Below are 22,281 nucleotides of genomic sequence, written 5' to 3'. Positions count from 1 at the left end.
TCAACCCTTTTGGGTCGGAAAATGGCCCAGGCGTCCCCCCGGCAAATTGTCTATGCGTGCGGGTTATACTGCATTGCAGTGTAGGGGAACAATGATCAAATTAAAATGGGTGTGTGATTTGACCCAAAACAGGGCGAAACGGGGGCCATTTTCTGCCTTTGGCGGGTCAATCATAGGTGGATTGATTTTTTTTGAATAAGTGGTGCGATTTTTATTGCAGATTTCCCGAATAACGGTATGTTGAATGCACTTCTGCCGTGTATAAGGAAATCGGTTGTTCGTTTTCATATCCTTGTGATGAAATGATCAACTGGCAAAATGCCCTAATACTTTCTGGCAGCGCCGAACATGTATCGGCTTCAACATCGCCACTTATAACCGATCGATATTCGATCCTGTGTGTTGCTGTATGGGTATTGCCATGCATGAACACAGTTGTGATCAGTGGCAATTCTCATCAATAAATCAGGAGATTACCATGCCACATCCTACGGATGTTTTTGTTGGCCGTCGTGTACGTGAAGCCCGTGTTGCCAAAGGGATGTCCCAAACAGATTTGGGCGACCGGTTGGGTGTCAGCTTTCAGCAGGTTCAGAAATATGAGAAGGGCACCAATCGCGTTGGGGCCAGCCGTCTGCTGCAAACTGCTCAGGCATTGACCGTTCCGGTTGAATATTTCTTCGATGGCGTTGATGAAACCCATGCTGATGATGCGCCCAGCAATGCCAAGCTGTCCCGTAAGGCCATCGCGACGGCAACGAAACTGCATCAAATTCCTGATGATGCAATGCGCCGCGAAATTATCCGTCTGATTGATGTGGCTTCAGAAATTCGCATGGCGAGCTGAAACGTCAGGCTGAAGCGTCACTTTGTGGACACCAAAAAGGACCGTGATGCAATTCCCGGTCCTTTTTTGTCCCTAAAGGGCGGTAATCTGTCGCGACGCTTTCGATCAATCAAGGGCCTCAACGCGGGCAAGCCGTGCCCGACGATCCACCGGGCGCAGGGCCTCAATGGCACGGGTAACAATGCTTTTCGCATCCAGTTGGGCCCGGGCAATCTGGTTTGTCTGACTGTCATGGTCGACAAAAAAGTCCGGCATATACAGGGGCGCGAAATTGCGCATATTCACGGACAATCTCTGACGGGCAATGCTGTCCATTACCAGGCTGGCGAAGCCACCGGATGATCCTTCTTCGATGGTAACGACAGTGCCATGATTGGCAAACAGCCGCGCGACAAGGTCATCATCAACGGGCTTTGCAAATCGTGCATCCGCGACTGTGGTGGGAAAGCCCAGGCCATTAAGCATTTCTGCGGCCAGCAGCGCATCTTGCAGACGGGTGCCATAGGACAGCAGGGCAATCGCGCTGCCTTCTGTCAGGATCCGACCGCGCCCGATGGGCAGGACATCTCCCCGATCCGGCAGGTCCAGGCCAACCCCGTCGCCACGCGGATAGCGGAACGCAGAGGGGCGATCATCAATCTGCGCGGCGGTGGCGACCATGTGCATCAGCTCCACCTCGTCCGATGGTGCCATCAGAACAAATCCCGGCAAACACCCCAGATAGGTTATATCGTAAGACCCCTGATGCGTGACACCATCGGCCCCGACCATGCCGGCGCGATCAATTGCAAACCGCACGGGCAGCCGTTGGATGGCGATGTCGTGCACGATCTGGTCATAGCCGCGCTGTAGAAATGTCGAGTAAATCGCAGCAAACGGCTTCATGCCCTCACAGGCCAGTCCGCCACAGAATGTAACGGCATGCTGTTCTGCGATTCCGGCATCAAAGGTGCGATCCGGGAAGACCTTGCCGAATTTATCCAGGCCCGTGCCCGACGGCATGGCCGCTGAGATGGCGCAGATCCGATCATCAGCCTTGGCTTCCTCAATCAGGGCCTTGGCAAAGACATTGGTATAGCTTGGTGCTTTTGGTTGTGCTTTTTCCTGCGCCCCGCTGACGATGTCGAATTTTGATACCCCATGATATTTACAGCCCGACTCCATTGCAGGGCCATAGCCTTTGCCTTTCTCCGTGATCACATGCAACAGCACAGGACCATTGGTCCACGCCTTTGCCTGTTCCAGAACCTGGACCATTTCGTCCACATCATGACCATCAAAAGGCCCGGCATAGTGAACGCCCAGATCATCAAACAATGTTGCAGATGGCGCAAAGGAGGGCAGTTGAGTGACCTTCAGGGCGGCATGGCGTGCCCCCTTGTCTGGCATATGGTCGCGCAGATCCGTCAGAAAATGCTGCAACGCGCCAGCCGGTGGGGCAATCGACATATTGTTGTCGTTCAGGATGATAATCAGGCGCCACCCCTGGGCGCCGGCATTATTCAGCCCCTCATAGGCCATGCCGCCAGTGATCGCGCCATCCCCCACAACAGCCACAATGTGATTGTTCTGTCCTTTGAAATCGCGCCCGGCTGCGAAACCCAGACCAGCGGATATCGCGGTTGAGCTGTGCGCCGCACCAAATGGGTCAAATACGCTTTCCTTGCGATTTGTGAATCCAGACAGGCCACCCCCCTTGCGTATCGTGCGCATGGCGTCGCGCCGACCCGTCAGAACTTTGTGGGGATAGCATTGATGGCTGACATCCCAGATGACCTTGTCCTGGGGTGTGTTTAGGGTGAAATGCAGCGCGACGGTCAATTCCACTACGCCCAGGCCCGCCCCCAGGTGCCCCCCTGTTTCTGAAACAATATCAATTACTTCAGTACGCAATGCGTCACAGATTTCTGACAGGTGTTTTCGGTCATGCAGACGCAGATCATGGGGGGTTGCAATACCGTCCAGAAGCGTTGATTTCAATCCGACAGGGGGACCAATCTGACCACTTTGCGCCGCTGTTCGTCCTGGCTTTCCGCGCTGCATGTTCATTGTTTTGTCCATCCCCGCATTGCCTGTCCGGTCGTACCGGAATTTTATAGCTCCGTGATCCCATCGATGTGGTCGCAATGGACCATTATCTAACAGTTCCGGGCCTTTGAGGCGGGGTTGCAGTCGTTATGTCAGACTTTCAGACACCGCCATGGTTCAAACATTAAACGGTGTTGTTGTTAAAATGTAAAGTAAGATTTACGTAAACTAAAATTGACACATTTTGTTTTAAAGCAGCTTTCCCAGCCAGCACAAAAGAAATGAACCGACCGGGCATGGCCCAATCGGTTCATAATTCTGCACTGTGTGGCACCATCAAGATGTCTTATTGTGCAACGGATTTCAGATAGGCAATCACATCCAGCCGTTCATCTTCTTTCTTCAGCTTAAAGGCCATCTTGGTGCGGCCAGGCGCATCTTTGCCCTGGTCCTTCAGATAGCCTTCCAGGAAACCCTGCGGGTCTTCCAGATAGTTGAAGATGTTTTCTTCCGTCCAGACCAGCCCGGCTTCTTCTGCGGCGTGGTTGATCTTGGAATAACGGTAATCTTCAATTTGGCTGGCGGGCCGCCCAACGATTCCGTACAGGGAAGGTCCAACCTTGTTTGTGCCTTCCTCAACCGAATGGCAGGCCATGCATTTCTTGAATACTTTTTCACCTTTGGCGGCATCCCCTTCGGCCAGTGCCTGGCTGCTGAGAAGCAGGACGGAGGCTCCAAATGCGAAACCGATCTTGCGGATCGTGCTCATACCGTATCACTCCCACCTAGATTTTGTGCCCTGTAAAACTGGACACGTATGATTGTTGACGCTTCGTCATATAATCCGACACCCCATAGCGTCCAGTGTAAATATCAGATTACAGATACAGTGTAGCGTGCGGAATAGGGCAGAAATTTGACGCTCTTCTAAAATCGCAGATGCGACATATCCAACGCTGGTTCATGGGGTCCGAACGCGCTAATCTTTGGCGGAAATAATTTGAAAAATCATGGAAGTTGCCTCCAAAACCCCAAAAAACTTGGGTTTCTTGAGAGTGCTTCCTGATATGGGAGAATTGAAAAATGACTTATACTTTAGACGCCCTGATTGAAGATTGCCGCATGACACTAAAGGAGGGTGAATCGGAAAAGACCCTAATTTCTGTGTGCGACCATGTGAAGCGGGCTCTGGCGGACCCCACCTTCCTGGAACAGACGATCCTGAACCGTCCGAAGGATCCAGAGCGGCAGGTCTTGTACGAAGATTCTGATCTGGGATTCTGTATTTGCGCCCATGTGTATGAGGGGGAGAAATCCGGCGATCCCCATGACCACGGGCCGACCTGGGCGATTTATGGTCAGGCAGAGGGTGAAACCGAGATGACTGATTGGCGTATTCTGCGCCCCGCAACAGATGACAGCCCGGCCAAGGTTGAACTGGTCCGTCGTTATAATATGGTGCCGGGCGACGCCCATATTTATCCCACAGGGGCGGTTCATGCACCGTTGCGCAGGGGGCCGACCCGCTTGCTGAGGATTGAGGGGCGCAATACCGACAAAATCACCCGAACACCGATTGAGGCTGTTTGAATTTAGTGGTCTGGGTCGCTAGGGTGGCGCCTGAAAATTTATCATAAAGAAAGAGAGTTCATGTCTGACCTGACCCGTCTGGAACAGCACGGTCCTATTGCCGTGATCATTATCGAAAACCCACCCGTCAATGCCATGAGCCCCGGTGTTCCCGGCGGTCTGATTGCTCATCTGCGTGCGGCAGAGACGGATCCACAAGTGAAAGCCATTGTGCTGATGGGGGGGGGTCGCGGTCTGATTGGTGGCGCGGATATCGCCATGTTTGGCAAGCCCTGGCCGGAGGGGGAGCCCAGCTTGCATACTCTGATTGCCGCCCTGGATGCCTGTCCAAAGCCAACCATCGCCGCCTTGCAGGCCCATACGCTGGGCGGCGGGCTTGAAATTGCCATGTCCTGTCATTACCGCATTCTGGTCGAGGGCGGTATGGTCGGACAGCCGGAGGTCAATTTGGGCATTCCCCCAGGGGCAGGCGGCACACAACGCTTGCCGCGCTTAGCAGGGATTGCGGCCGCTGCGGATATGATCATTTCCGGTAAGCCGGTTGGTGCGAAAAAGGCCCTGGAGTTGGGCATTGTGGATCGTGTCGTGTCCGGGGACATTCTGCCTGCAGCCCTGTCCTTCGCGGAGGAAATGGCAGAGGCTGGAGAACCCGTTGCGGTTTCAGCCCGCGCCGTTGAGGCACCCGCGCCAGAATTTTTCGTAACCTTGCGGGAACAGACCGCCAAACGTGCGAAAGGCATGCGTGCCCCGCTGGCCTGTCTGGAATGCGTTGAGGCTTCTCTATTGCCCTTCGCGGAAGGGTCCAAGAAAGAACGGGAAATTTTTGAAGCCTGTGTTGCATCTGAAGAAGCGGCCGCATTGCGCCATATGTTCTTTGCAGAACGCGCCGCGACCAAGATTGCCGACATCGATTCAAAAACACCATCGCGGACGATTAAGACTGTCGCAGTGATTGGTGCGGGCACGATGGGGGGCGGCATTGCAATCGCGCTGCTGGATGCTGGCTATCAGGTCATGTTGCTGGAACGGGCGCAGCAAGCCCTGGATGCAGGCTGTGCGCGGATTGAAAAGAATTATCAGGATCAAGTCGCCAAAGGCCGCCTGAAAGATGTCCAAAAGGATGCGCGTCTGGCCGCCCTGAAACCGGTGACGGATATTGAAGAATTGGCTGCGGCGGATCTGGTGATTGAGGCGGTTTTTGAAGACCTGTCCGTGAAGCGGGAAATCTTCGCCACTTTGGCTCGGGTAACCAAACCTGGGACGATCCTGGCAACCAACACGTCTTACATCGACGTGAATGAGATTGCGACCGCTGCGGGGGATCGTGTTTCTGATGTGTTGGGCATGCATTTCTTCAGCCCGGCGAATATCATGAAACTGCTGGAAATCGTGCGCGCGGATAAAGCGTCGCCAGAAGCCCTGACCACCGCGCTTGCAGTGGGCAAGAAGCTTGGTAAAACGCCAGTCGTGGCCGGAGTTTGTGATGGGTTCATTGGCAACCGCATTTACAATGTCTATCGACGGGAAGCGATCTTCTTGATGGAGGAAGGCGCCAGTCCGACACAGGTCGACCACGCCCTGACCAATTTCGGCATGGCCTTGGGACCTTTCGCGGTAATGGATCTGGCCGGGCTGGATATCGCCTGGGCACAGCGCAAGGCGACGGCGCATTTGCGCGACCCGAACAAACGGTACTGCACCCTGCCGGATCGCTTATGTGAAATGGGGCGCTTTGGTCAGAAAACCGGGCGGGGCTTTTACCTGTATGAGCCAGGCAATCGCAAACCAGTCCCGGACCCGAATGTGGAGGCCCTTGCGGAAGATACGGCGAAGGAATCCGGCATCACCCGGCGTGAGATCACAGATCAGGAAATCGTTGAACGCTGCCTGTACGCCTTGGTCAATGAATCCTGTGCCTTACTGCACGAGGGCATTGCTCAGCGGGCCAGTGATGTGGATGTCGTGTTCTGCAATGGTTATGGTTTCCCGCGCCAATTGGGCGGGCCGATGTTCTGGGCTGAACGCATCGGCTTCGATACGGTCCTGGCAAAGGTTACCGAATTCTCCCAGAGCCATGATTTCTGGGAGCCATCGGTAGGCCTAAAGACACTAGCCTAAGCCTGATCGCGCAGCCGGAAGCGTTGCAGCTTCCCGGTCTGCGTTTTGGGCAGTGCCTCCAGGAAACTGATCGCGCGGGGATACTTGTAAGGGGCAATGGTCGCCTTCACAAAATCCTGCAGGGTTTTGACCATCAGGGCACCGCCCTCATATCCAGGCTTCAGCACGATGAAGGCCTTGACGATTTGACCACGGTCTTCATCGGGCACACCCACCACACCGCATTCCGCGACGGCTTCATGCCGCAACAAGGCGTCCTCCACCTCCGGTCCGGCAATGTTGTAGCCTGATGACACGATCATATCATCCGCCCGGGCGGCAAAATGGAAATTCCCGTCTTCGGATTGATAGAAGGCATCGCCCGTCAGGTTCCAGCCATCCCGGACATATTCCTTTTGCCTGTCATCAGCCAGATACCGACAGCCTGTTGGCCCCCGCACCGCCAGCTTGCCAACCGTGCCACGGGGAACTTCCACCATGTCGTTATCAACCACCTTGGCTTCATAGCCAGCAATCGCAGTGCCGGTCGATCCCCCGGTCGCAGTGCCTATCGCGTTGCTGATAAAGATATGCAGCATCTCCGTCGCACCAATCCCATCCAGTATCGGAACGCCGGTTTTTTCTGTCCAGGCGGTGAACGTTGCAGCGGGCAGGGTTTCCCCAGCAGATACCGCAATACGCAGGCTGGATAAATCCGCCCCCTTGTCCATGGCAGCCATCATCGCACGATAGGCAGTGGGGGCCGTAAAACAGATCGTCGCTTTATGAGTTTCGATGATCTCGATCAGGTTAGGCGGGGTCGCTGTTTCCAGCAGGGTCGCCGTGGCCCCGAAACGAAGGGGAAACACCGCCAAGCCGCCCAGGCCAAAAGTGAAGGCCAGGGGTGGGGATCCAACGAATACATCATCCGGCGTGACCTTTAGAATATTTGCCGCATAGCCGTCGGCGATCGCCAGTATGTCGCGGTGAAAATGCATCGTCGCTTTTGGCGAACCGGTCGTGCCGGACGTAAAGCCCAGCAGTGCGACATCATCTCGCCCGGTTTTCACGGCCTGGAACTTCACGGATTTGTTCAGTGCGATGCGGTCCAATTCGCTGTCATGGTTCGCGGTGCCATCAAAGTTGATGACTTGCTGCAGGAATTTATTGTCCTTGGCACAGGCGACCAATTCGTCGGCCATGCGGCTGTCCGTCAGGGCCAGTTTGATTTCCGCCTTATCCACAATCTTGGCCAGTTCTACGGCGCGCAGCATCGGCATTGTGTTGACCGCAACCCCGCCGGCCTTGGTCACTGCCAGCCAGATCGCAACCATGGCCGGATTGTTTCCAGACCGGATCAGCACGCGATTGCCAGGCTCCAACCCGTAATCTTCTACCAGCGCATGGGCCAGCCGATTGGTCCAGTCGGTCAATTCCTTGTAGGTGCGTTTGCGGCCATTGCCGATCAGCGCCGTATTATCCCCAAAGCCACGCTCAACTATACGATCCGTCAATTCGACACCGACATTGATGTAATCGGGATATTGAAATTCGGGGCGGTCCAGGATCAGGTCCGGCCATTGATCCTTTGGCGGCAGATTGTCTCTGGTAAAGGTATCGGTGTGTGCGGATGGTCCCAACATGGTCTGTGCCCTCATTTCGTCGTGCCGGATCTAAAAGTCAGTCTTTCTCAGAAAGCAAATGACGGGCGATGACCACCTTTTGGACATCACTCGCCCCCTCGTAAATGCGCAATGCGCGAATTTCGCGATACAGCCGCTCGACTATGGTGCCGCTGCGCACGCCGTCCCCGCCATGCAGTTGCACGGCGGCATCGATGACTCGTTGGGCGGCCTCTGTTGCATACAGCTTCGCCATGGAGGCCTCTCGGCTGATCCGGGCGGCACCCGAATCCTTTGTCCAGGCGGCGCGGTAAATCAGCAGGGCTGATGTATCCACATCCAATGCCATATCGGCCAAGTGCCCCTGAACCATCTGTAAATCCGCCAGTGGGGCCCCGAACAATTCGCGAGTGGCCGCGCGGGATAGGCCTTCATCCAGGGCACGGCGGGCAAAACCTAAAGCCGCTGCGCCGACGGTGGAACGGAAAATGTCCAAGACACTCATCGCAATGCGGAAGCCCTTGCCCCGCTCCCCGATCAGTGCAGATTTAGGAATCGTGGTGCCATCAAAATGCAATCGGGCCAGGGGATGGGGCGCGATGACGTCCAGACGTTCGGCAATTTTCAGGTCGGGCGTATCGGCTGGCACCAGGAAGGCGCTGAGACCCTTTGCGCCGGGGCCTTCCCCAGTGCGGGCAAAGGTGACATAGAAATCTGCGATGCCACCATTCGAAATCCAGGTCTTCTCCCCGGTCAGAACGTAACCATCTGCTGTTTCCTCTGCGGACAATTCAATATTGGCAACGTCAGATCCTGATTTTGGCTCGCTGAGGGCGAAGGCGGCAATCGCGGTTCCGGCGCGCGTGCGCGGCAACCATTCGCGTTGCTGTTCCCGACTGCCGAACAGGGACAGTGCGCCGGTGCCCAGTCCCTGCATGGCAAAGGCAAAATCCGCCAATCCATCATGCCGTGCCAGGGTTTCCCTGATCAGGCAAAGGCTGCGCACATCCAGCGGCGTGAGTGCATCCGGATCAGGCGCGCTGTGGGTCAACCATCCCGCCTTACCCAATCGTGCAACCAGATCTCGACAGGCCGCATCAACATCCCCATGATCGACATGGCTCAATTCCGCCTGTGCCCAGGCGTCTAGATCCGCGGCAAGTCTGCGGTGTTTCTCTTCGAAAAACGGCCAATCCAGAAAAGTTGTATCAGGCATAATTGGCACCTTGTAACAGAAGAAAATCGTTCTTGTACTCCCTCCCCCTAGAGGGGGGAGGGTTGGGGTGGGGGTGATAGGCCGTAAGGCCTTTGCCTACAGTTGGCTTGAATGCGGAGGAGAGAGCACCCCCCTCCCAACCTCCCCCCCTCAAGGGGGGAGGAGTAAAAGATGGGGCTCCCCCCCTCAAGAGAGGCGGGGCAAGCACGGGATTTTGACCGTGCCAGCCCCTGTTTTCTTCATGAAGATGATGGGTCCGCATCATCGCTTAATCCCCTTTAAAATCGGGGCGTTGTTTCGCGACAAAAGCATCATAGGCGCGGCGGAAGTCGCGGGTCTGCATACAGATCGCCTGCGCCTGCGCTTCTGCTTCGATGGCCTGATCCAGGGTCATGGACCATTCCTGGTTCAGCATGGTCTTGGTCATCATATGACCAAAATTTGGCCCAGTCGCGATGGACTGTGCCAGGGCAATGGCATCAGATTCCAGCGCATCAGCGTCCACAAGTCGATTAAAGAATCCCCAGGCCAGACCTTCTTCCCCCGACATGGAACGACCAGTGTACAGCAATTCCGCTGCGCGGCCCTGTCCAATGACACGGGGCAACATGGCACAGGCGCCCATATCACATCCCGCCAATCCAACGCGTGTGAAAAGAAATGCCGTCTTTGATGCATCGGTACCCAGGCGCAGATCAGAAAACAAGGCGACCATCGCACCAGCCCCGACACAGATACCATCAATAGCGGCGATCACAGGCTGGGGACAGGCCTTCATCGCCTTGACCAGATCGCCGGTCATTCGGGTGAATTCCAGCAATCCCTTCATGTCGCGATCCAGCAGCGGACCGATAATATCATGAACATCCCCGCCAGAGGAAAAGTTACCGCCATTGGAGGCGAAAACCACCGCCTTCACATCATCGCAATAGGCAAGGTCGCGAAATGTGTCGCGCAATTCTGCATAGCTTTCAAAGGTCAGCGGGTTTTTGCGCTCTGGTCGGTTCAGGCGGATGACGGCGACATCCCCCTGCATTTCCCACAGGAAGTGTTTTGGTTTCAGATTCTTCATGGCGGTCATTGTCATTGGTCCTTTTTCTTACGCTTGGCCTGGCGGGTCTTTTGCTGTTCCGCCGTCTGCGCGTCGCGCAGGCCTTGCAGCAGTTCCGTCAGATGTTCAATTTCGTCCTGCGGGATCGGTTCCAAAAGCGCGTTGATCCAGGCATGATGCTCATCTGCCATATCAGAAAATGTGGATTGACCATCCGGGGTCAACATCACAATCGCCGTGCGCCGGTCTGTGTCATGGGCGGATCGATTGACCAATCCCTCTTCTACCAGCCGTTCTACAATGCCGGTCACATTGCCATTGGACACCATCAGGCTTTCCGAAAGCCGGGTCATCGTCATGCCGTCAGGATTTCGGAACAGCGCGGCCATTACATCGAACCGGGGCAGGGTGGCTTCGAATTCCGACTTAAATCGTTCCCGTAATGTGTTTTCGATATGCCGCGTGGTGCGCAGCATATTGATCCACAGGCGCAGCCGCATCTTGCGCAGCAATTCTGCTTCGTCCAATCGGGCAGGTTTTGAGCTTTTTATATGCGCAGCGGTTGCGGGGTCTTGTATGGTCATGTTTCTCCCCCGGAAACAGAGATGGCTTGGCCTGTAATGCTGCTGGCCTGGCTTGAACACAGCCACAAGGCCGTTTCGGCAATTTCTTCCGGCTGAATGAAACGGCCCTGCGGGTTGGTTTTCAACAGGCTTGCCCGGGCCGCTTCTTCGTCGCGCCCGGTCTTTTCCATGATATTTGTGATGGAATCTTGCAGCAAAGGGGTTTCGGTGAAGCCGGGGCAGATCGCGTTGACAGTGATGCCTTCCTTGGCAACTTCCAGGGCCAATGCTTTGGTTAAGCCGATGACGCCATGCTTGGCGGCGCAATAGGGCGAGACATAGGCATAGCCTTTCAAGCCCGCTGTACTGGCAACGAAAATGATGCGGCCCTGTTTGGATTGACGCATGGAAGCCAGCGCTTCCCTGGCGGTCAGAAAGGCCCCGGTCAGATTAACGGCCAGGCTGGATTCCCACAGCGCCATATCGGTTTTGCCGATAGGGGCACTTTTCGCTGCCCCAGCATTGGCGACGGCGATTGTTACAGGCCCAAAGGTCTCCGCAGCGGCCGCAAAGAGGGCGGCAACAGACTCCTCGTCAGTAACGTCACATTGTATCGCCTGTGCCTTTGGCAATTGTTTGGCCAGGTCCTGCAAGGGCGCAAGGCGTCGCCCGGCGATCGTTATTGCTGCGCCGGCCTCTGACAGACAGCGAGCAATTGCCGCCCCGACGCCCGTTCCGCCGCCGGTGATGAGTGCATGCTGTCCGTTGAGGTCTGCCATTGTATCCTCTATCGCTAAACTTTGCCGGTCATGACATCCTGTCGTGCGGCAAGGCGTGTCAATTGATCCCGACCGGGCTGATAGGGGGCAGGCCAGTCCTGCATGTCATAGCCCAGATCGGCGGCTGCATGCAGGGTCCAGTAAGGATCCGCCAAATGCGGTCTGGCCAGACAGCACAGGTCTGCGCGCCCCGCCATCAGTATGGAATTCAGGTGGTCTGGCTCATAGATATTGCCAACCGCCATGGTGGCGATCCCCGCCTCGTTGCGGATGCGGTCTGAAAACGGTGTTTGGAACATCCGTCCATAAACCGGCTGCGCCCGCTTGGATGTCTGTCCGGCGGAAACATCTATGATGTCAACGCCTGCCTCTTTCAGCATGCCGGCGATTTCAACCGCATCATCCGGGCCGATCCCTTCGCCTTCAACCCAGTCATTGGCGGAAATCCGGACTGACATTGGCTTGTCATCCGGCCAGACCTTGCGCACCGCATGGAATATTTCCAGCGGGAAACGCATGCGGTTTTCCAGGGTGCCGCCATAGTCATCCTCGCGCTGGTTGGTCAGCGGGGTGATGAAGGCCGACAGCAGATATCCGTGGGCGAAATGCAGTTCCAGCAAATCAAAGCCCGCACGGTTGCCCCGTTCGGCGGCAGCCACGAATTGGTCACGGACCATATCCATATCGACGCGGGTCATTGCCTTGGGCGTTTGGTTCTTTGAGGACCAGGGCTGGGCTGTGGGGGAAAGAATTTCCCAATTCCCATCTTTCAGCGGGGCATCCATTTCTTCCCAACCAACCTGGGTCGACCCTTTAGGGCCGGAATGACCCAATTGCAGGGCAATTTTGGCGGGGCTTTCCTGATGCACGAAATCAACAATCCGCTTCCAGGCGGCTTCCTGATCGTCGGAATAAAGGCCGGGACAGCCAGGCGTGATGCGCCCTTCAGGCGACACGCAGGTCATTTCGGTATAGACCAGACCGGCCCCGCCCAGGGCGCGACTGGTGTAATGGGTGAAATGCCAATCGGTCGGCACCCCGTCGACGGCCTTGTATTGTGCCATGGGGGAGACAACAACGCGGTTCATCAATTCCATGCCGCGCAGCCTGAAGGGGACAAACATGGGCGGGCGGGCCGCTTCGGGAGCCTTTCCAGTGGCGGATTTTTCAAACCATTTTTCGGCTTCTGCCAGCCATTTGGCATCCCGGGCGCGCAGATTTTCATGACTGATCCGCTGTGATCTGGTCAATAAGGAATAGGCAAATTGCGTCGGGTCCAGATGCAGATAGCGCTCCACCTCCTCAAACCATTCCGTGGAATTGCGCGCGGCGGATTGCAGGCGCAGCACTTCCAAGCGACGGTCAGCCTCGTAGCGGGCGAAGGCGTCTTTCAGACTGGGTTCGGAATGCACCATATCTGCCAGGGCAATGGCGCTTTCCAGTGCCAGCTTGGTGCCGGATCCGATGGAGAAATGCGCGGTGGCTGCCGCATCGCCCATCAGGACGATATTCTCATGAGACCAGGTTTCGCACAGGACCCGATTGAAGTTCAGCCAGGCAGAGCCGCGCAGATGTCGCGCGTTGCTCATCAAACTGTGACCATCCAGGTATTTCTCAAAGACCTTCTCGCAGGTTGCGATGGTCTCGTCGGTGGTCATCGTATCGAAGCCGAAATTCTTCCAGGTCTGCTCTGAACATTCCACAATGAAGGTCGCGGTTTCTGAATCGAACTGATAGGCATGGACCCAGATCCAGCCATGCTCCGTTTCTTCAAAGATGAAGGTAAACGCACCGTTAAATTTCTGTTTGGTGCCCAGCCAGATGAACTTGCAGGCCCGGGTATCGATATCGGGCTTGAAGACATCCTCAAAAGTTTTGCGGGTTTTTGAATTGATGCCGTCGCACGCAATAACCAGGTCGTAATCGCGATAAGGCTCAACACTGTCGATTTCGGTTTCGAACTGAACCTCAATGCCCAGGTCTGCTGCACGGTCCTGCAGGATGTTCAGAAGTTTGCGCCGTCCAATACCACAGAAGCCATGCCCGCCGGATCGGATCACCGTGTCGCGATAATGTACCGCGACATCATCCCAATAGGAGAAATTGGCGCGGATATCCGCCGCGCTCTCTGCATCATTGCGCGCAAGATTATCCAGTGTTTCGTCCGACAGGACGACCCCCCAGCCAAATGTGTCATAGGGTCGGTTGCGCTCAATCACGACAATTTCGTGATCGGGATTGCGCACCTTCATTGAGATCGCGAAGTAGAGACCGGCCGGACCGCCCCCAAGACAAGCTACACGCATCACGTTCTCTCCCATACTCACAATTGGTAGGGACTGAGCGTGACGCAGGCAGAAATTTATTTCAAGCTAAAAATATTTAAGCTTAAAACAATTTTGATGATTTTGGAAAATCAGGCCTTGCTGGTATCAACGATTACGCGATTTCCAGAGCTGTCGGTGCGATGATATTTGAAGGGAGTCTCTTTGAAGACAGCAGATTTCATTTCATCGATCATCTGTTGCGCGCGCTGGCCCCCGGTCAGATCGACGACATCAATGATCCAATGGCGATCACCGGATGTCCAATCCTGCGGTCGTATCCTGGTCGATCCCTGAATCAATCTCTCTTCGGCATCCGCATTCAGCTTGGCCCACAGAACCAACCCCATCGGGCGGCCATTTTCGTCGCGATAGATGCGGAACTGTTGTTTCATAACCGGCGTCATGACCAACCATTCCAGATCCGCCATAAAGAAATAGCGATGCGATGGTGTCATGGAGAATAGCCAGCAAATCTCACCCAGAACCGACGCAACGGTCGGAGCCGCCTTGGCGGGGGCGGCTTTGTGCGTCTTTGGTGTCGTTTCCGTCTCCGGTGTTTTCGCCATACGCCGTTGCCCCCGAGTTTATTGAAATTTTTTAAAGAAGTATCGTTCTATACCTAAAATTACCCGTGGCGACATTGCAAAATAAAAATTCCATGCGCCTACCGCCTCAATTTGGTGCTTGGCCGCTGAACACGGCAAAACGCCATGCCTTAAAACTGCAATCCACATTGGAAAATCCAACTTGTGTCAGCCATTGGAGTTGATCGTCTAAAGCAGCGCATTTGTCATGGGACATGCGTTCCAGAGCCGTTTCGATTTCTTCTTCAGAAGCACCAAGTTGCCGAATTTGCTCATGCCATATTTTTGAATAGCGTGCGTCTGAAATGGCTGTCGGGCCGGCGACCTGTTCTGCATTTACGAACAGGCCACCCGGTTTTAAGGCACCGTGGATCCGTCGATACAGGTCCCGTTTATGATCATCAGTCAGATGGTGAATCGCCAATGCTGAGATGATCAAATCCCAGTTGCCGCCAAGGTCAGCCCCTGTCAAATCAACATTGGCCATATCGGCAACATGATACTCGACCTGATCGATCCCCGAAAACCGATTGCGTGCCTGATCCAGCATGGCGAAAGAACCATCCAAAAGGCAGAGTCTGGCAGCGGGGCTTTGTGCCAAAACCATCGCAGAGAACAGGCCTGTTCCCGCCCCGATGTCCAGAACATGGATTTCTGGTGTGGTTTGCCATTCCTGAATCAATTTAAGGGCTGTTCCGTAAAAATCATCGAAGCATGGAACCAGGCGTCGGCGCAGATTATCGTATGTGCCGGCGTCGCGACTGAACAGAATTGAGGCCACCACTTCGTCTTTGGTCATCGTCTGACCCTCGGCAAATCGGTGCTGTGCTGTGTCATTGTGTTGCTTTCGGCATAAGCCTGGGGTTCAGGGTATAGGTTGCAAGGGCGTCACTTTGGGCCAGAATATGACCCTGCATCGCGTTTTCGGCAGTGGGTCCATCAAATGCCCCATGCAAACCCAAAGTGGGAACATCAAGGGCGAATATGCGCACGATATAGCGATGCGGCTGTTCATCATTGACCGGCGGGCACGGTCCATCATAGCCGCCGTACGTTCCGGCCATATCCGGATGTGTGGATAGGAAGGACGTAAAAACATTGAAACCCCGACGGCCGTGATCTGTTTCGCCAATCGGTTTTCCATGCGGCACCAATCCGTCACTTTCGACACCCGATGCCAGGGAGGTGATGGCAGCTGGAATATCAACCAGCACCCAGTGATGCACCGTGATGCGTGGTGATTCCTCAGTGATTATCGTGCCAGCCTTATTGATCTGGCTGAAATCCTTTGGAACATCGATATCGATCATCAACAGCGCATAGGACTGTGTGCCATCGGGACCAGCAGACCATTCAATGGCGGGACTGATATTTTTGACAGTGCTGGAGGGGGGTGGACAAAACGCGGCCTGGTCCGGCAGACGTCCATCAGGCGCCAACCCCCCGATTTTGACATGTAAGTGGCCAGTGTCCGCATGGACTGATGCGCCGCAGATCATTCCATTCAGGATGGTCACAGCAGTTAATATTCTCAGATGCCTCATCATCTCTTCTATCCTCTTGAGTTGAATGCTGCAGAGTATAGAGGGGGATGCAATCCCTTATGGACCGGTTCCGATCAGAATTGCGCCTAAACCGATCAGTCGTTCACGCGCGCATATTTCTGACGGCGTATGGTTGAAGGGGTGAATCCGTAACGCTGCTGAAAATGTCTGGAAAAATGAGAACGCGACCGATAGCCCGTTGCGGCAAGGGCGTCTGCCACATCGGCATTTCGGTCATGGAGAATCATATAGGCAGCCTTCATTCGTTCAACGCGCAACACCTCGCGCAGTGTCTGGCCCTCCGCCCGCAGTCGCCGTCGCAAGGTCGCTTCCGATAGGGAGAGTTCTTTTGCGACTTTTGCCGCAGTCCAGGGCAGATGCAGGCGGTGGCGGATAAGCAAACGAAACGCCTCGATGACCGATCCATCAACATATTTTGGCACCAGGGGCAGGACGCCCTGTTCGGCTAGGATAAGAAGGACTTCAAGAATTCGATGCTCGATGACGCGCGGGGACGCCGACAGGGTGTGCGATAGAACCTGCGCACCATGCAGTATGGCGGAACATAGAGCGGCGCTTACCCGCACCGATTTGATTTGGCCGCCGCGCCCAACGAATTGGGGCCAAAGACGGGCCGCCTTTATGATCAACTCACGAGAGAACTGCACAAAAAGAGCGCGGTAAAAGCCTGATTGTGCATCTGGTTCGTTCACAACATCCAAGCGGGTCCCTGGTGTCAGGACAAAAGCGTTTCCGGCCGTGTAGAGGCGATGTTCGCTGCCATCATACACCTCTTTGCGTCCCTCGATGACGATGACAAGCCCTGCTGTCGGTGTGACCAATTCACGAATGTGCTCCTGACGTCTGGTGACGAAGGCTGACAGAATTGGATTGTTGTTATCTTCAAGCAGGGCGCGAGAATCGACTTCGGCAAGCCGGCGAAGCGTGCTTACAAACTCTCTCTGGCTTTGCGTATCGACAGTTCGATCTGCGTGTCTCATCGGATTGGCAAGTTTCAGCGTTCATGGATTGTGTGGTACCGTCACCGCATACTTTTAGCTTCTTTCACAGACGCTATAAAATCACTAAAAATAAAGATAGACCCTGAACGATAAAAGCTGGAGGAACGCGAATGGCTCTGTCCCCCTATTTCATGCCGACCGATGCGGGCGACAATGCCTTTACCGTTGAGGCACCTAAAATCAAGTTTGGTGCCGGGGCTCTGGCGGAGATCGGTCAGGATGCCGCGGCCCTTTGCATGACACGGATCGCCGTATTCACCGACCGGGTGGTGAAAGACCTGCCTGCGCTGGCCACGGTGACAGAGGCCCTGCAAGGAGCGGGATTGAATTTCGAGGTCTATACTGAAACGGAAGTCGAACCGACGGATCGGTCTTTCAAGGCCGCGGCCGAGTTTGCGCGTCAGGGAAAATTTGACGGCTATATCTCCGTCGGGGGTGGATCGGTCATGGATACGGCCAAGGCGGCCAATCTGTATGCGACCTATCCAGACGACTTCCTGGCCTATGTAAATGCCCCTGTCGGGCAGGCAAAACCGGTGCCTGGCCCGCTGAAACCTCACATAGCCTGTCCCACGACTTTTGGCACGGCGTCGGAATGCACGGGGATCGCCATCTTTGATTTTCTGGAGATGGAGGCTAAAACGGGAATTGCAAATGCTCGTTTGCGGCCCAGCCTCGGAATATTAGATCCAACCAACCTTGCCAGCCTTCCCCCCCTGGTCCTGGGGGCCAATGGTTTTGATGTCTTCTCCCATGCGTTTGAGAGCCTCACCGCGCGTCCCTTCACCCATCGTGCAAAGCCTGCTACCTCCTCTGCGCGGCCGTTGAGTCAGGGGGCCAACCCCTATTCGGATCTGGCCTGCCGCGAATCGATCCGCCTGATTGGCGATCATCTGGTATCGGCAGTGAATGACCCGACGGAGGATGATTATGAAGCCCTGATGTTCGCGGGCATGCTGGCAGGGATCGGATTTGGCAATGCGGGCTGTCACATTCCCCATGCCATGTCCTATGCGGTGGCGGGGCTGGTGCGGGACTATCAACCACCCGGCTGGCCATCCAACCATGCAATGGTGCCCCATGGAATTTCTGTCATTGTGAACGCCCCAGCGGTTTTCCGGTTCACAGGTCCGGCCTGTCCGGATCGTCATCGATTGGGCGCGCAGGCGATGGGGGCGTCTGCCGAAGAACTGGCAGACCAGGCACCCGGAGATGCCCTGGCCAACAGAATCGAAGAGATGATGCGGGCGACAGGTATTCCAAATGGCCTGACAGGTGTTGGTTATTCAATGGACGATTTGGACAATCTGGTGTCGAAAGCAGCACCGCAAAGGCGATTGCTGGACAATGCGCCATTGGCGATTGCGGAGTCTGAACTTCGGAAGATTTTCACAGATGCGATGCGGTATTGGTAAATTTCATGTGGTAAACATTGTCGCACTGCTGAAAAAACGACATTTGGACTCGTTTTGATTCCGGCTTAGATTCCAGGGCTTTGCGTAAGACGCACAGCTTTCCCTTCCAGCCATGCGTTATTTTTCTGTCAGATTTGTGAATGTGACAGTGGTTTTTCAAAATTGGCTGGGCTATATAAGGCCTCGATGAATGATCGATCATAATCATATGGATGGAAAAATGAGCGATTCGAGCAAGAACAAAAAACCCGAGTCTGACCGTAAGTACGAAACCAAGACTCGGAAATGCCTGATGTGCCGTTCTGATTTCAAGAGCGCCTGGCCGGGAGAGCGCGTATGCTCTAACTGCAAGCAGACCAGCGCCTGGAACGAACCGTCCATCGCGGCGTAATCTCACTCTCATATATAGAGTGTTCAAATAGTTTGTGCGACCGCCCTCCAAAAGAGGGCGGTTTCGCATTTCTGATCCGATGATTGCGCTTGAAAGCCAGCTTATCTAAGGCAACACTTCGCCGCTCGTCCAGTGGGTGTGACGGGCCTGAACATAGGATCCATGCGTCATGGTGGCACGTCCCGTCCTGGTCATTGGCAATCGTACTTATTCCAGTTGGTCCCTGCGGGGGTGGCTGGTTATGGCCCAGGCAGGCCTGTCGTTTGACGAAGAGATGATCTGGCTTGATATGCCTGATCATAAATCTGCTATGCGGGCCGCAACCGGGGGCGTTGGAACGGTTCCTGCCTTGCGCATCGGGGATATTTGCATCGCCGACAGTCTGGCAATTGCTGAATATGCTGCGGAAAAAGCCCCAGATGCTGGATTATGGCCCAAGGATGCCATGGATCGCGCCCTGGCCCGGTCCCTGACCGCGCGCATGCATTCCGGCTTCACCAATCTGCGCCGGGACTGTCCGATGAATTTGTCCAACCGGTTTCTGGATTTCAAACCGGATGATGGCGTCCTGGCAGATCTTGCGGTTCTGCAGGCAGCCTGGACAGAATGCTTGAACCGCAGTGCCGGGCCATACTTGTTTGGTGCATTCGGGGCGGTGGATGCATTTTTCGCCCCTGTGGCAATTCGGGTTTACGGATTTAACCTGTCGCTGTCGCCTCAATGCATGGACTATGTTAATGCGCTGTTGGATCACCCCCTGGTGCAGCAGTGGATAACCGCGGCACGACTGGAACAGGATGTACAGCGTCCCAGGACGGATCGCCTGACTGCGGGCGGTTTCACACCGGGCGATTGGCCCATCCTGCGAGACCGATAGTGTCGAATTCGCATTGAAGCCTTAATTCAGCTTTGACCTGTCTGGATTTCTCGCTAGGCTTGGATCGTGTAACAGGGCTCAAACTTGACCCTGCGGAACTATCCAGTGGAAGTTTTATGAACGAGGATCTGCTTGGCTATAATGAAATGGTGGAACAGGCCATGCGCTCCGTTGTGCGCAAGGCGCTGGATCGCGCTGCCAAGGGGGGATTGCCCGGCAATCATCATTTCTACATCACCTTTCGCACGGAACATCCAGACGTGATGATCCCGAACCGCCTGAAGGCGCAGTATCCGGAAGAAATGACCATTGTCCTGCAGCACCAGTTCTGGGGCTTGCAGCCGGATGATGAAGGTTTTGATGTGGAACTCAGCTTCAACCGTCAGCACGAACATTTGCGCATACCTTATGCGGCGCTTGTCACCTTCGCCGATCCGTCCGTCAATTTCGGGCTGCAGTTCCATGTGGAAGTGGACGAAGATAATGTGACCGTGGAGCATCCCGAGGCCGCTTCTGATGAAAAGGGGCCCAGCCGCGAAGAAATGAACTCCAATGCCAATATGGGGGACGACGTCGCCGATCATGACGGGGCGGAGGATGACGAGTCCCGCACTGATAACGTCGTGACCCTGGATTTCACTCGAAAAAAATAAACGACCTGCCTTGCTAAACCAGTTGTAAGAGGAACCATTCGATGGTCGATCCCGCCTTTCTTGATATGCTGCCGCTGGGGCCAGACACGACGAGCTATCGCAAATTGAGCAGCGATTTCGTATCAACAACACAGTTTCAGGGCGAAGAGATCATCACGGTTGATCCTGAAGGGTTGCGCCTGTTGTCGGAAGAGGCGTTTCGCGACATTAATCATTTATTGCGTCCGGGCCATCTGGCGCAATTGGCAAAAATTCTGGATGACCCTGAAGCATCGGATAATGATCGTTTCGTCGCCTATGATCTTCTGAAGAATGCCAATATTGCGGCAGGCGGTGTGCTGCCGATGTGTCAGGATACCGGCACTGCCATCGTGATGGGCAAGAAGGGGCGGCGCATCTGGACCAATGGAGAGGATAAATACGCGCTCTCAAAAGGGGTTCTGGACGCCTACAACCATAACAATCTTCGGTACAGTCAGGTTTCCCCGATCTCAATGTTCGAGGAAAAGAACACGCGCAACAATCTGCCGGGCCAGATTGAGCTCTATGCGGAAGGGACTGAGGACGCCTATAAGTTCCTGTTCGTCGCCAAGGGTGGGGGGTCTGCGAACAAGACATTCCTGTTCCAGGGCACGCCGTCGCTGTTGGAACGCGAGCGTCTGATCAAATTCCTGGATGAAAAGATCCGCACCTTGGGAACGGCTGCCTGTCCGCCCTATCACTTGGCGGTTGTGATTGGTGGGACATCGGCGGAATTTAACCTGAAGACTGTGAAGCTGGCCAGTTGCCGTTATCTTGATGGACTGCCCACACAGGGCGGCGAAGAAGGGCATGGCTTCCGCGACCTGGAAATGGAAGCGGTTGTGCACGAATTAAGCCGCAATATGGGGATCGGGGCGCAGTTCGGGGGTAAGTATTTCTGTCATGATGTCCGTGTGATCCGCTTGCCGCGTCATGGTGCCAGCCTGCCCATTGGCATTGGTGTATCCTGTTCCGCAGACCGTCAGGCACTGGGTAAGATAACCAAGGATGGTGTGTTTCTGGAAGCGTTAGAGCGGGATCCCGCGCGGTTCCTGCCGGAAATTTCGGATGACAGTTTCTCCGGGGATGTTGTTGAAATCGATTTATCGATGCCAATGCCGGACATGCTGGCCAAGCTGTCACAATATCCAATCAAAACGCGCCTGTCCCTGACAGGAACCATCATCGTGGCGCGGGATGCCGCCCACAGCAAGCTGCGCGCCAGGCTGGATGCGGGTGAGGCGTTGCCGGACTATTTCAAGAATCACCCGATTTACTATGCCGGACCGGCGAAAACACCCACGGGCTATGCGTCTGGTTCCTTTGGGCCGACCACGGCCGGGCGGATGGACAGTTTTGTCGATCAGTTCCAGGCCGCAGGCGGATCCATGATCATGCTGGCAAAGGGCAACCGGTCCCCAATCGTGCGCAAGGCCTGTGCCGCCCATGGCGGGTTTTATCTGGGGTCCATTGGCGGGCCAGCCGCCCGCCTGGCCCAGGATTGTATTCGCAAAGTGGAAGTTGTTGAATATGAAGAGCTGGGCATGGAGGCGATCTGGCGCATTGAGGTCGAAAATTTCCCGGCCTTTATCGTCATTGACGACAAGGGCAATGATTTCTTCAAGGATATGATGCCGGATTGACCGGCTTGAGA

At 55.1% G+C, this 22,281-nt stretch carries 20 protein-coding genes; 8 read left to right on the top strand and 12 right to left on the bottom strand.

The features are described 5' to 3' along the window. Window positions 1-478 precede the first annotated feature (478 nt). Window positions 479-847 carry a helix-turn-helix domain-containing protein gene (locus tag ACOSDR_RS08820; RefSeq protein WP_420723582.1) on the top strand — a complete coding sequence of 123 codons (369 nt, stop codon included), beginning with the start codon at window positions 479-481 and terminating at the stop codon, window positions 845-847. A 105-nt stretch (window positions 848-952) separates the two neighbouring features. On the opposite strand, the gene dxs is transcribed toward ACOSDR_RS08820, so the two are convergent. Both dxs and ACOSDR_RS08810 read right to left on the bottom strand, forming a co-directional pair. Further along, complete coding sequence (gene dxs / locus ACOSDR_RS08815; protein WP_420723583.1) at window positions 953-2,896, bottom strand: 1-deoxy-D-xylulose-5-phosphate synthase; 1,944 nt, start codon at window positions 2,894-2,896, stop codon at window positions 953-955. Window positions 2,897-3,221: 325 nt separating this feature from the next. Then, window positions 3,222-3,644, bottom strand: a complete 423-nt coding sequence (locus tag ACOSDR_RS08810; protein WP_420723584.1) for a c-type cytochrome — start codon at window positions 3,642-3,644, stop codon at window positions 3,222-3,224. 314 nt (window positions 3,645-3,958) lie between these two features. Between ACOSDR_RS08810 and ACOSDR_RS08805 the strand changes: the two genes are divergently transcribed. Together ACOSDR_RS08805 and ACOSDR_RS08800 are read left to right on the top strand one after the other, a co-directional pair. Beyond that, entirely contained in the window at window positions 3,959-4,465 is a 507-nt protein-coding gene (locus ACOSDR_RS08805) for a hypothetical protein (protein WP_420723585.1), read from the top strand. A gap of 60 nt (window positions 4,466-4,525) precedes the next feature. Then, window positions 4,526-6,583 carry a 3-hydroxyacyl-CoA dehydrogenase NAD-binding domain-containing protein gene (locus tag ACOSDR_RS08800; protein ID WP_420730987.1) on the top strand — a complete coding sequence of 686 codons (2,058 nt, stop codon included), beginning with the start codon at window positions 4,526-4,528 and terminating at the stop codon, window positions 6,581-6,583. Here ACOSDR_RS08800 and ACOSDR_RS08795 read toward each other — a convergent pair. The 10 genes from ACOSDR_RS08795 to ACOSDR_RS08750 all read right to left on the bottom strand — a co-directional run bounded on the left by ACOSDR_RS08795 (window position 6,580) and on the right by ACOSDR_RS08750 (window position 17,249). After that, window positions 6,580-8,205, bottom strand: coding sequence for an AMP-binding protein (locus tag ACOSDR_RS08795; protein WP_420730986.1), 1,626 nt, complete (start codon window positions 8,203-8,205; stop codon window positions 6,580-6,582). The two genes, ACOSDR_RS08800 and ACOSDR_RS08795, sit on opposite strands and share 4 nt — an antisense overlap. 37 nt (window positions 8,206-8,242) lie before the next feature. Further along, window positions 8,243-9,400: an acyl-CoA dehydrogenase family protein gene (locus ACOSDR_RS08790; RefSeq protein WP_420730985.1), complete on the bottom strand. Its 1,158-nt coding sequence runs from the start codon at window positions 9,398-9,400 to the stop codon at window positions 8,243-8,245. Window positions 9,401-9,668: 268 nt separating this feature from the next. Next, window positions 9,669-10,481 (bottom strand): enoyl-CoA hydratase family protein, encoded by an 813-nt coding sequence (locus ACOSDR_RS08785; protein WP_420730984.1) that lies wholly within the window; start codon window positions 10,479-10,481, stop codon window positions 9,669-9,671. 2 nt (window positions 10,482-10,483) lie between these two features. Then, window positions 10,484-11,035, bottom strand: a complete 552-nt coding sequence (locus ACOSDR_RS08780; protein WP_420723590.1) for a MarR family winged helix-turn-helix transcriptional regulator — start codon at window positions 11,033-11,035, stop codon at window positions 10,484-10,486. Further along, window positions 11,032-11,793 (bottom strand): SDR family NAD(P)-dependent oxidoreductase, encoded by a 762-nt coding sequence (locus tag ACOSDR_RS08775; RefSeq protein ID WP_420723591.1) that lies wholly within the window; start codon window positions 11,791-11,793, stop codon window positions 11,032-11,034. Before ACOSDR_RS08775 ends, ACOSDR_RS08780 begins: the two co-directional genes overlap by 4 nt. 14 nt (window positions 11,794-11,807) lie before the next feature. Further along, window positions 11,808-14,099: a bifunctional salicylyl-CoA 5-hydroxylase/oxidoreductase gene (locus ACOSDR_RS08770; RefSeq protein ID WP_420730982.1), complete on the bottom strand. Its 2,292-nt coding sequence runs from the start codon at window positions 14,097-14,099 to the stop codon at window positions 11,808-11,810. Between the two features lie 110 nt (window positions 14,100-14,209). Continuing rightward, window positions 14,210-14,686 (bottom strand): toxin-activating lysine-acyltransferase, encoded by a 477-nt coding sequence (locus tag ACOSDR_RS08765; protein ID WP_420723593.1) that lies wholly within the window; start codon window positions 14,684-14,686, stop codon window positions 14,210-14,212. Window positions 14,687-14,792: 106 nt separating this feature from the next. Next, complete coding sequence (locus tag ACOSDR_RS08760) at window positions 14,793-15,503, bottom strand: class I SAM-dependent methyltransferase (protein WP_420730981.1); 711 nt, start codon at window positions 15,501-15,503, stop codon at window positions 14,793-14,795. 34 nt (window positions 15,504-15,537) lie between these two features. After that, the gene (locus ACOSDR_RS08755) at window positions 15,538-16,251 is read right to left on the bottom strand and encodes a YbhB/YbcL family Raf kinase inhibitor-like protein (protein ID WP_420723595.1); all 714 of its coding nucleotides are present in this window, start codon (window positions 16,249-16,251) and stop codon (window positions 15,538-15,540) included. Window positions 16,252-16,343: 92 nt separating this feature from the next. Further along, window positions 16,344-17,249, bottom strand: coding sequence for a helix-turn-helix transcriptional regulator (locus ACOSDR_RS08750; protein WP_420730979.1), 906 nt, complete (start codon window positions 17,247-17,249; stop codon window positions 16,344-16,346). A gap of 131 nt (window positions 17,250-17,380) precedes the next feature. Here ACOSDR_RS08750 and ACOSDR_RS08745 point away from each other — a divergent pair, with 131 nt between their 5' ends. From ACOSDR_RS08745 to ACOSDR_RS08725, 5 genes are all read left to right on the top strand, one after another. Beyond that, window positions 17,381-18,685, top strand: coding sequence for a hydroxyacid-oxoacid transhydrogenase (locus ACOSDR_RS08745; RefSeq protein WP_420730978.1), 1,305 nt, complete (start codon window positions 17,381-17,383; stop codon window positions 18,683-18,685). A gap of 220 nt (window positions 18,686-18,905) precedes the next feature. Then, window positions 18,906-19,076: a hypothetical protein gene (locus tag ACOSDR_RS08740; RefSeq protein WP_420723598.1), complete on the top strand. Its 171-nt coding sequence runs from the start codon at window positions 18,906-18,908 to the stop codon at window positions 19,074-19,076. Window positions 19,077-19,245: 169 nt separating this feature from the next. Beyond that, window positions 19,246-19,953, top strand: coding sequence for a glutathione S-transferase (locus tag ACOSDR_RS08735; protein ID WP_420730977.1), 708 nt, complete (start codon window positions 19,246-19,248; stop codon window positions 19,951-19,953). A 116-nt stretch (window positions 19,954-20,069) separates the two neighbouring features. Then, window positions 20,070-20,606, top strand: coding sequence for an SspB family protein (locus tag ACOSDR_RS08730; protein WP_420723600.1), 537 nt, complete (start codon window positions 20,070-20,072; stop codon window positions 20,604-20,606). A 41-nt stretch (window positions 20,607-20,647) separates the two neighbouring features. Beyond that, window positions 20,648-22,270, top strand: a complete 1,623-nt coding sequence (locus ACOSDR_RS08725) for a fumarate hydratase (protein WP_420723601.1) — start codon at window positions 20,648-20,650, stop codon at window positions 22,268-22,270. Window positions 22,271-22,281: the final 11 nt, after the last annotated feature.

Origin of the sequence: Hwanghaeella sp. 1Z406 (genome assembly GCF_048892425.1) — a bacterium.
Taxonomy (GTDB): Bacteria; Pseudomonadota; Alphaproteobacteria; order UBA8366; family Aestuariispiraceae; genus Pacificispira.
This window is presented reverse-complemented; position numbering and strand designations above follow the sequence as displayed.